This is a genomic window from Leisingera sp. G5_S3_59_S7, assembly GCF_054968485.1.
On record NZ_JBQKUH010000095.1, the window covers coordinates 1 to 9,889 of the forward strand.

10 protein-coding genes are annotated in these 9,889 nt (G+C 66.1%); 4 read left to right on the plus strand and 6 right to left on the minus strand.

Features of this window, described 5'->3' with window-relative positions; translation table 11 throughout:
- Positions 1–142 precede the first annotated feature (142 nt).
- The 3 genes from ACTRWG_RS22090 to ACTRWG_RS22100 all read right to left on the minus strand — a co-directional run bounded on the left by ACTRWG_RS22090 (position 143) and on the right by ACTRWG_RS22100 (position 2,690).
- Positions 143–697 carry a sugar O-acetyltransferase gene (locus ACTRWG_RS22090; RefSeq protein ID WP_462829938.1) on the minus strand — a complete coding sequence of 185 codons (555 nt, stop codon included), beginning with the start codon at positions 695–697 and terminating at the stop codon, positions 143–145.
- Positions 698–915: 218 nt separating this feature from the next.
- A complete protein-coding gene (locus ACTRWG_RS22095; protein WP_027237317.1) occupies positions 916–1,671 on the minus strand; it encodes an SDR family NAD(P)-dependent oxidoreductase in 756 nt (251 codons plus the stop codon).
- 101 nt (positions 1,672–1,772) lie between these two features.
- Complete coding sequence (locus ACTRWG_RS22100; RefSeq protein ID WP_051357834.1) at positions 1,773–2,690, minus strand: GNAT family N-acetyltransferase; 918 nt, start codon at positions 2,688–2,690, stop codon at positions 1,773–1,775.
- Between the two features lie 45 nt (positions 2,691–2,735).
- Between ACTRWG_RS22100 and ACTRWG_RS22105 the strand changes: the two genes are divergently transcribed.
- The gene (locus ACTRWG_RS22105; protein WP_167332329.1) at positions 2,736–2,873 is read left to right on the plus strand and encodes a hypothetical protein; all 138 of its coding nucleotides are present in this window, start codon (positions 2,736–2,738) and stop codon (positions 2,871–2,873) included.
- Positions 2,874–3,344: 471 nt separating this feature from the next.
- On the opposite strand, the gene tyrS is transcribed toward ACTRWG_RS22105, so the two are convergent.
- A complete protein-coding gene (tyrS, locus tag ACTRWG_RS22110; RefSeq protein ID WP_462829939.1) occupies positions 3,345–4,601 on the minus strand; it encodes a tyrosine--tRNA ligase in 1,257 nt (418 codons plus the stop codon).
- Positions 4,602–4,745: 144 nt separating this feature from the next.
- Between tyrS and ACTRWG_RS22115 the strand changes: the two genes are divergently transcribed.
- Positions 4,746–5,855, plus strand: a complete 1,110-nt coding sequence (locus ACTRWG_RS22115; RefSeq protein WP_462829940.1) for an anhydro-N-acetylmuramic acid kinase — start codon at positions 4,746–4,748, stop codon at positions 5,853–5,855.
- An 82-nt stretch (positions 5,856–5,937) separates the two neighbouring features.
- Here the strand turns inward: ACTRWG_RS22115 and ACTRWG_RS22120 are convergent, their stop codons facing one another.
- Positions 5,938–6,828, minus strand: a complete 891-nt coding sequence (locus ACTRWG_RS22120; protein WP_462829941.1) for a fatty acid desaturase — start codon at positions 6,826–6,828, stop codon at positions 5,938–5,940.
- Between the two features lie 43 nt (positions 6,829–6,871).
- Complete coding sequence (locus tag ACTRWG_RS22125; protein ID WP_462829942.1) at positions 6,872–7,291, minus strand: cupin domain-containing protein; 420 nt, start codon at positions 7,289–7,291, stop codon at positions 6,872–6,874.
- Between the two features lie 57 nt (positions 7,292–7,348).
- Here ACTRWG_RS22125 and ACTRWG_RS22130 point away from each other — a divergent pair, with 57 nt between their 5' ends.
- A complete protein-coding gene (locus tag ACTRWG_RS22130) occupies positions 7,349–8,767 on the plus strand; it encodes a protein adenylyltransferase SelO (RefSeq protein WP_462829943.1) in 1,419 nt (472 codons plus the stop codon).
- 162 nt (positions 8,768–8,929) lie between these two features.
- On the plus strand, positions 8,930–9,634 hold the full coding sequence (locus ACTRWG_RS22135) for an endonuclease/exonuclease/phosphatase family protein (protein WP_027237324.1): 705 nt from the start codon (positions 8,930–8,932) through the stop codon (positions 9,632–9,634).
- The last annotated feature ends 255 nt before the right edge of the window (positions 9,635–9,889 follow it).

The following is a 9,889-nucleotide window of genomic DNA, read 5'->3' on the forward strand; positions in this document are numbered from 1 at the left end:
TTGCCTGCCCGTTAGGTCAGTACGCCTGACCAAATGTTTCGCGCGCGAAACATTTAGTCAAAGATGCTGCCGTAAAACTTTGGAAAGTATTAAGAAAACTGAGCTGCGGGTAAAGCCGGCGGGCGCGTGCTTTACCCTTGGATTACATCTGCCGGTGCCGGGCGGGATTGCCGGTGACGGTCTGGCCTGCGTCGACGTCCTTGGTCACCACAGCGCCGGCGCCGACAATGGCGCCATCGCCGATGGCGACGCCGGGCAGGATAATCGCGCCGCCGCCGATCCAGACGTCCGATCCGAGGGTGACAGGATGTGCGATTTCCAGGCCCTTTGCGCGCAGGTCTTTGTCCTTGTGGTGCTGGGCGCAGTAGATCTGCACATTCGGCCCCAGCATGGTGCGGTCGCCGATGGTCACGGACGCGGTGTCCAGAATAGTGCAGCCCGCGTTCATATAGACGTTGTTTCCAAGGGTGATGTTGATGCCATAGGCGCAGTGAAACGGCGCCTCGATCAGGCAGTTTTCGCCGTGGGCGGCAAAAAGCGCGGCCAGCGGCGGGCTGAGATTTTCAGCCGGATCGGGCGGCGCGGTATTATGCTGACGCACCGCGGCGCGGGCCTGATGGCGCAACACCGACAGTTCGCTGTCCAGGCAACAGTACCACTCGCCCGCCTGCATTTTCTGCCGTTCGGTTCTGCTCATCGGGGCCTCCTTCCCGGGAAGAGGACAGTGGCCCCGGCGGTTTGTCAATTGGCGGAGTGCTCCCGCGCCCGCAGGCGCCCTGGCTGCGCCAAAGCGCCTTTTTGCGGCCTTGGGCCGCGCGTTGCTGCGCAACGCAAACGTGTTTGGCTGAGAAGCGCTTGAGGGGCGGGTCTGCCCCTCAAGACGCCATTTCGAGGATGATTGCCGCTGTTTGCGCGTCAGCGCATACGCAAGGCGCCGTCGATGCGGATGACCTCGCCGTTGAGGTAGCCCATCTCGACGATGAAACCGGCAAGGCGGCCGTATTCGCGCGGATCGCCCAGGCGGGCGGGGTTGGGAACGTCGGCGGCCAGCTGCTGCTGCACCTCTTCCGGCAGGCCCGCCAGCATCGGGGTCATGAAGATGCCGGGCGCGATGGTCATCACCCGGATGCCGGAGGACGCCAGATCGCGCGCCATCGGCAGGCACATGCCCGCGACGCCGCCCTTGGAGGCGGCATAGGCGGCCTGGCCCTTTTGGCCGTCGAAGGCCGCGATGGAGGCGGTGTTGATGATCACGCCGCGGGCGTTGTCAGCGTCCGGTTCGTTCTTGGCGATCTCGACGGCGGCCAGACGGGCGACGTTGAAGGTGCCGACCAGATTGATGTCGATGGTGCGCTTGTAGGCATCCAAGGGGTGTGCGCCCTCTTTGCCGACGGTCTTGGCGCCGATGGCGATGCCCGCGCAGTTCACGCAGGCGGTGATCTTGCCCATCTTGTCCACTGCGCGGGCCATGGCTGCGGCAACCGACTCCTCGCTGGTCACGTCGGTCTGGGCGAAATGGCCGCCGATCTCTTCCGCAACCTGGGGGCCGCGTTCGGTATCGCGGTCGAGGATGGTGACCTGGGCGCCTTGTTCGGCAAAATAGCGCGCGGTGGCCTCACCCAGGCCCGAAGCGCCGCCGGTGATCACGGCCGCGGTGTCTGCAAGTTTCATGAGCGGGGCTCCTCCCGATTATCTGAACATGCGTTCATATAATGGGTTTGCCCCCTGCCTGTCCAGCGGGACGGGGCGTCGCGGCAGCGGGGGCGCGGATGTCAGCCCGCCATCAGGCGGCGGTCCAGCAGTGCGAGGGGGCGCAGCAGCAGGCCAAGCGGCGGCCACAGGCCCCAGGTGCCGCCCAGCCGGTGCAGCCGGGCGCCGGTGCCGAGCTTGAACCGGGCCAGGCCCGCGGCGTCCTCAGTATTGATGAGGCCCAGGTCCAGCTGGCAGATGCCCTTGGTGGCAAGCCAGCTGGCAGCCTCCCACAGCAGCAGCGTATGGGCGCTGAGCTGTTTGCCGCGGCGGGTGGTGTGGGCGATGTGATAGGTGGCAGTGCTGCCGTGGGTGAGGATCAGGATGGCGGCCACCGGATCCTTGCCCTCAAACGCCTGGAAAAGTTTCGCCTGGCCCTTGTTCTCACGCGCGTAGGCGAGGGTGAGGCCGATGGGCCAGCTGCGGTAGCCGCGGGCGGATTGCTGTTTTGCGTCGGCCTGGAACAGCCAGTGGCGCACATCATGCGGCAGGTTCTGGCGGGTGAGGCGGAGGTTCTGCGCCTCGCCGTGTTTCAGCCGGTTGCGCCATTTCTGATGCAGAGCGGCGCGGCGCTGGTCCGGATCGCGGGTCAGATCCCAAAGTGCGGCGTGCGCGGGGGTGACCAGCGGCACTGCGCCGAGGCGGGCGAGATGCGGCGCCGGGGCGTCCGGCGACAGGATCAGCGGGGTCCGGCCGAGGCCGTGTTCACGCAGCGCGGCCATCAGCGGGGCGGGATCGCGGAGGTCCGCCCGGTTCACCATCGCAAGCCGCAGCCCGGCGGGCAGGCGGCGGTGCAGCACCAGCATACCGCCCAGCATCAGAGGGTCCTGGCCGCAGGCCATCAGCGCCCGGGCGAATTCCGGCGATTGCTGCAGCGGGCGGGGTTTCGGGCGGGCGGTTGCCGCGGCGGGCATATCAGGATCGGGGGTGCTGTCGAACATGGGTCCATTAACGCGCTGGAAACCTAAATCAGGGTTAATGAACGCATGAAAAAGACAAAACAGATCATGGGGCAGGCAGCTGCGGCCCCCCGGATGACCAAGGCAGCCGCGCTGCTGGTTGCCATCGGCCTGTCGGTGCCGGTGTTTCTGCTGCTGACACTGCTGGAGGCGGTGGTGTTCTGAAGCGGCCGGGCGGGCTCCCGCGCCCGCAGGGGCATTGGCTGTGCCACTGCGCCTTTGTGCGGCCTTGGGCCGGGCGCCGCTGCGCGGCGCGCTGCTGCGCAGCGGATAGATTGCTGAGTGCCGCTGAAGGGCAGACCTGTCCTTCGGCACGTTTGCGGGTGCATTCCGGTGCTCGCCGCATAGCCGCATAGCTGCATCAAGGATGACCTGTGCTGCGCGCGGTGGCTGCAGGTGTGCGTTTCACAAGCTGAACGCTGCCCCGGGGCGGTTCCAAACAGCTTGCTCACGCCTTCCTCCGGCGCCGGCCAGTCAGGGGTCCTGTGACGGAGACGCAACCGCGCCGCGGCGCAGCGCGGCGCTATGCCCAACCATGAAGCTTCATCTTTGATGCAGCTGGAATGGGCGGGAGTGCCTGCGGGGATGAAAAAAGGGAGCGCGGCGGCTCCCTTTCTCCGTCTCAGGTCAAGAGGATCAGCTATCCAGCCGCACCAGGGCGTGGCGCTTCTTGCCGGCGCTCAGCTTGATCGGCGAGGACAGCGCGCCCGCGTCGATCATCAGGCCCGCGTCGGTCAGCGGCTGGTCGTCGATCTTGGCGCCATGTTCCGCAATCAGGCGCTTGGCGTCCTTGCCGGATTTGGCGAGGCCGGACTTCACGATCAGCTGCACGATTGAGATGCCGTCGCCCAGATCGGCGGGAGACAGGCTGAGGGTCGGCAGGTCGTCACCGACGCCGCCCTTCTCGAACACCTCGCGCGCGGTGGCCTCTGCCGCTGCCGCCGCGCCGCGGCCGTGGCACAGGGTGGTCACCTCATTGGCAAGGATCACCTTGGCGGCGTTGATCTCGGAGCCCGCCAGGGCGCCCAGGCGCTCGCATTCCTCGACCGGCAGCTCGGTGTAGAGCTTGAGGAAGCGGCCCACGTCCGCATCGGTGGTGTTGCGCCAGAACTGCCAGAATTCATACGGGCTGCGCATTTCCGCGTTGAGCCAGATCGCGCCTTCGGCGGTTTTGCCCATCTTCTTGCCGTCCGAAGTGGTCAAGAGCGGCGACGTGAGGCCGTAGACCTCATGGTCGATCACCCGGCGGGTCAGGTCGATGCCGTTGACGATATTGCCCCACTGATCCGAGCCGCCCATCTGCAAGATGCAGCCGTAGCGGCGGTTCAGCTCCATGAAGTCATAAGCCTGCAGGATCATGTAGTTGAATTCGAGGAAGCTGAGCGACTGTTCGCGGTCGAGGCGGGATTTCACGCTCTCGAACGACAGCATCCGGTTCACCGAGAAGTGGCGGCCGATGTCGCGCAGGAATTCCAGGTAGTTCAGATCGTCGAGCCACTCGGCGTTGTTCAGCATCAGCGCTTTGTTCGGCGCGTCAGTGTCATAGTCGATGTAGGCGGAGAACACCTTTTTGATGCCTGCGATGTTCTCGTCGATCTGCGCTTCGGTCAGCAGAGGGCGTTCGTCGGCGCGGAAGGAGGGGTCGCCCACCTTGGTGGTGCCGCCGCCCATCAGGGTGATCGGCTGGTGGCCGGTCTTCTGGAACCAGCGCAGCATCATGATCTGGATCAGCGAGCCGACGTGCAGCGACTTTGCTGTCGCGTCAAAGCCGATATAGGCCGGGCGCACACCTTGCAGCAGGGCTTCGTCCAGGCCCTGATAATCGGTGCAGTCCGCGAGGAACCCGCGTTCCATCATGACTGCGACGAAATCCGATTTCGGTGTGTAGGTCATAACATGCCTCGGTCTATGGTTTTGCACCTTGCCCCTATAAATCGCTATGGCGCGGGTTGGAACCTGTTTTCCCGGCAAAATATGCGCTGTATTGTGATGCGCGAACGGGCGGGACGGCCCGGATCCTTGAAAGGGGCAGGGGCCATGAGCAAGGCCATAGGAAAATCGGGTGCGGTGCGGGCGCTGGGCGCGATGAGCGGCACCTCGCTGGACGGGGTGGATGCAGCTGTTGTGATAACAGACGGCGCGCGCATTCACGGGTTTGGCGAAAGCAGCTACCGCGAATACACCGCGCAGGAGCGCAGCGTGCTGCGCGCAGGCCTGGGCAAATGGACAGGGCCGGAGGTGGAGGCCGCGGCAGAGGTCTGCGACACGGCCCATGCAGCGGCGCTGGCAGCGTTCAAGGACGTGGAGATTATCGGCTTTCACGGCCAGACCCTGGCCCATGCGCCGCGGCGGCAAGGCACGCTGCAGGTGGGCGATGGCGCTGCCCTGGCACAGTGCCTGGGCAAGCCGGTGGTCTGGGATTTCCGCTCCGGCGATGTGGCGCTGGGCGGTGAGGGCGCGCCGCTGGCGCCGTTTTTTCATTTTGCTTGCGCGAAATACATCGGTGCCGCAAAGCCTCTTTGTTTCCTGAACCTCGGCGGGGTCGGCAACCTCACCTATGTTGATCCGCGGTTTGACAAGCCGGAGGAGCCGGGGGCGTTGCTGGCGTTCGACACCGGGCCTGCCAATGCGCCGGTCAATGATCTGGTGCAGGAGCGGCTGGGCATTCCCTGGGACGCGGATGGTAAGGTGGCACGCTCCGGCCAAGTGGAAACCGGCGCTCTGGAGCTGTTCCTGGCAGAGCCGTATTTTGCACGAATGCCGCCCAAGTCGCTGGACCGGAACGATTTTGCCGAAATGGTCAGGCTGGTCAACGAGCTGAGCGACGCGGATGCCGCGGCGACCCTGATTGCCATGTGCGCCGCCGCGGTCGCGCAAGGCATGGAGCATTGCCCGGAGCCGCCCGAGGCGGTGCTGGTCACTGGCGGCGGGCGGCACAACCCGGTGCTGATGGAGATGCTGCGGGTGTCGCTCGGCTGCCCGGTGAAGCCGGTGGAGGATGCAGGCCTGGACGGCGACATGCTGGAGGCGCAGGCCTTTGCCCATCTGGCGGTGCGGGTCGCGCGCGGGATGCCGACGTCGGCCCCCGGCACCACCGGTGTCAGCGCCTGCGTCGGCGGCGGGGTGGTGAGCGTGCCGGAGGAGTGACCGGGGGCATCCTGGCGCAAGAATTTTCAGGAAATTCCTGCCAGATTTCTTCAGAAGAAGTTTGCACGCCCTTGGCGGCGGCTCAGCGGGAAAGCCGGCGGAGGTAGTTGCCGGTGAATTCGGCGTAGCCGTCCGAAGTGGACTTCAGATAGTCCCGGGCAATGCCGTGCAAGGCGGGCAGCTGATGGAACGGCACGTTCGGGAAGGCGTGATGCTCGGCGTGGTAGGGCATGTTCCAGGCCACAAACCGCACAATCCGGTTGGTGAAAGTGGTGCGGGAGTTCTCCAGCATGTTGGCAACCGGCGGGCACAGGCCGTGTTCGGCCAGAAGATACGCCCGCAGCACCGGTTGCCCGATCAGCAGCGGCAGGATCCACAGCCATAGCACCAGCGGCGAGGCCAGCAGGGTCAGCAGCGCGGCGGCGTAGATCAGCAGCAGCAGCCGGGCTTCCAGCCGCATGTCCGCGTGGCGGCGCCGGGGCAGGTAGGGGGCTTTGATTGTCCCGAAGGCGTTGCGCCAAAGGGTTGCCGCCATCCCGCGCCAGTAGCCCCAGCCGCTGAGGTATCCGAGCCATTGCGCCATGCTCGCGGGGCGGGGGCCGTGTTCAAGCTCCGGGTCGCGGTCCGGGTCATTGGTGTATTTGTGGTGCGCCAAGTGAAAATAGCGGAACCATGTGAAGGGCAAGGCGACGGCGAGCGCGCAGAAGTGGCCCGCTGCCTCATTCAGCCATTTGCTGCGGAAAGGCGTCTGGTGTGTGCATTCGTGGCTGAGCGTGAAGAGAAACACCAGCAGCACTCCTTGCGGCAGCAGCAAAAGCGGCCAAAGCGGGGCTTTCAGCGCGATCCCCGCAGTGCAGGCTGCCAGCGCGGCCAGGTAGAGGGCCAGGTGACGCAGGCCCGCCGCGTCGGAGCGGGCGGTCAGGGCGGCCTTGGTCCCGGGCGGCAGCGATTTGATCAGGCGCGTGTGGTCCATGCAGGCAGTCTTGGGGGCCGGGCGATTCGCTGCAAGGGGCGGGTCAGCCGCGGGGGATGTCGAACCCGGGCGCGCCCAGCTCAAAACCCTCGAACAGGAAACCGGGGGAGACGGTGCAGCTGACCAGCGTGTAATCCCCAGTGGTGCGCGCCGCCTGCCAGTGGCCCTCAGGCACAATCAGCTGCGGTGCGCCCTGGGCCAGGTCCGGGCTCAGCAGATGGTCCTCAGCGGGGCCTTCCTCCGTTGCGGCCATCGACAGTACCAGCGGCGCGCCTGCATGGTAGAGCCAGATCTCGGTACCGTCGACACGGTGCCAGTGGCTCGCCTCGCCCGCCTTCAAAAGGAAGTAAATACAGGTGCCTGTGGGGCGGCCTGCATTCGCGGCGCGCCAGGTCTCCTTGTACCAGCCGCCCTCAGGGTGCTGCGTCAGGTTCAGGTGCCGGATGATTTGATCTGCGTTCATCTCTGCTCTCTGTGCTTGGGTGCTGGTAAATCTCAGTGCCGGTCATATGTTTGGGCCATGACACTCATGATCCCTTTCGACAACACATATGCCGCCCTGCCGGGGCAGTTCTACTCCAAACTGCCGCCGCAGCCGGTCAAGGCGCCCAGGCTGGTGGCGTTCAACGAAGACCTGGCGCGGGTCCTGGGGCTCACCCCTGGCGGGACGGCGGAGATGGCGGAAGTGTTCGGCGGCAACCGGGTGCCGGAGGGAGCCGATCCGCTGGCGCAGCTCTACGCCGGGCATCAGTTCGGCGCCTATAATCCGCAGCTTGGCGACGGGCGCGCGATCCTGCTGGGGGAGACGGAGGGCACCGACGGCAAGCGCCGCGACATTCAACTGAAAGGCTCCGGGCGGACGCCCTATTCCCGGGGCGGTGACGGGCGCGCCTGGCTGGGGCCGGTGCTGCGCGAATATGTGGTGAGCGAGGCGATGCACGCGCTTGGCATCCCCACCACACGGGCGCTGGCGGCGGTGGAAACCGGCGAGACCGTCTGGCGCGAGGGCGGCTTGCCCGGTGCGGTGCTGACCCGGGTGGCGGCCAGCCATCTGCGGGTGGGCACCTTCCAAATCTTCGCCGCCCGCGGCGACAAGGCAAGCCTGCGGCAGCTGACAGACTATGCGGTTGCGCGCCACTACCCGGAGGCGGAAGGCCCGATGGGGCTGCTCAGCGCGGTGCGCGATGCGCAGTCGGAGCTGATTGCTGCCTGGATGGGGGTCGGCTTCATCCACGGGGTGATGAATACCGACAATTTCTCCATCTCGGGTGAGACGATCGACTATGGGCCTTGCGCCTTCATGGATATTTATCACCCCCACACGGTGTTTTCCTCGATCGACCGGGGTCGGCGTTATGCCTATGCCAACCAGCCTGCGATTGCGGTCTGGAACCTGGCGCAGCTGGCCACTGCGCTGATTCAGCAGATGGACGACCCGCAGGAAGGTGTCGAGGCGGCGACAGAGATCGTGCACGCGATGCCCGCGCTGACCGAGGCCGCCTGGCTGCGGCGCTTCCGCGCCAAGCTGGGGATCACCACGGCGCAGGAGGGCGACCTGGAGTTGATTACCTCCCTGCTGGGGCGGATGGCGGAGAACCAGAGCGATTTCACTAATACCTTCCGGGCGCTGACTGAAGGCAAGGCGCGCAGCCAGTTCACGGACCCTGCCGCCTTTGACAGCTGGGCAGAGGGCTGGCAGGCGCGGCTGGAGGGGGAGCCGGATCCGCACGCGGTGATGCGCGGTGCCAACCCGGCGTTTATCCCGCGCAACCACCGGATTGAGGAAATGATCGCCAGCGCGGCGGCCGGTGACTATGCCCTGTTCCACCGGCTGAACGCTGTGCTGGCTAAGCCTTTCGACGACCAGCCGGACCACGCGGATCTGCAGCGCCCGCCGAAGCCTGAGGAAGTGGTGCAGGCGACGTTCTGCGGCACCTGATCCCTTGTTCATCTGGCTTCAAATATCCTCGGGGGTGAATTGAGCCGCAGGCTCAAGAGGGGGCAGACAGCCCCCCATTCAAACCCCTGCCGCCCGACGATGCCGGTTGTGCTTGGGCCGCATTGTGCGCCACACTCCCGGCAGGCCCCGGAGAGAGAGCAGATGCCGAAGACACCCCCGCCGGACACCCTGCGGATTGCCACCTACAACATTCAGAAATGCATCGGCATGGACTTGCGGCGGCGGCCGGAGCGCATCTTGCAGGTGCTGGCCGGGCTGGGTGCGGATGTTGCGGTGCTGCAGGAGGCCGATAAGCGCTTGCCGCCGCGCCCTGCGGCGCTGCCGCATTTCCTGATCGAGGAGACCGGCTGGCAAGCGGCGGATCTGGGCGGCGCGGGCTCCTTGGGCTGGCATGGCAATGCGGTGCTGTTCCGCAACGGCGTGCGGCTGCAGGCCAAAGGTCATATCGCGCTGCCAGGGCTGGAGCCGCGCGGCGCAGTCTGGGTGCTGCTGGAGACGGACGTGGGGCCGGTGCGGGTGATCGGCGCGCACCTGGGGCTGACCGGCCGGGCCCGGCGCGAGCAGATGCATGCCCTGGCCCGAGCGGCGGAGGCGGATGACGCGGCGGTGGTGCTGGCAGGGGATTTCAACGAATGGTCGCGTTCCCAGGTGCTGGAGCATATCGCCCCGGCACTGACTTTTCTGCCGCCCAAGGCGAGTTTTCCGGCGCTGAGGCCGCTGGGGGCGCTGGACCGGATCGCCCATTGCCGGCGGCTGGAGGCGGTGGCACATGGGGTGCATGGTGCGCGGCCGGCGCATATTGCCTCGGACCATTTGCCTGTCTGGGCGGATTTGCGGGCAGTCTGACTGCCTTTTAAGACTGCCGCTGAGCAGGGAGGGCTCCCGCGCCCGCAGGCGCTTCAGGCTGCGCCTTACGCGCCTTGGCGGCCTTGGGCCGGGCGCTGCTGCGCAGCGCAGAGAGTTTTCTGCAGAGAGGCGCCTAAGGGCGAACCTGCCCTTAAGCGCCATTTCGAGTGTGTAATGTGCTGATCCGCGTCAAGGATGAACAGCGCTGGCGCGCTGCGGCTTTGCCGTCCTTGACCCGGACCAGCACCGGGAAGA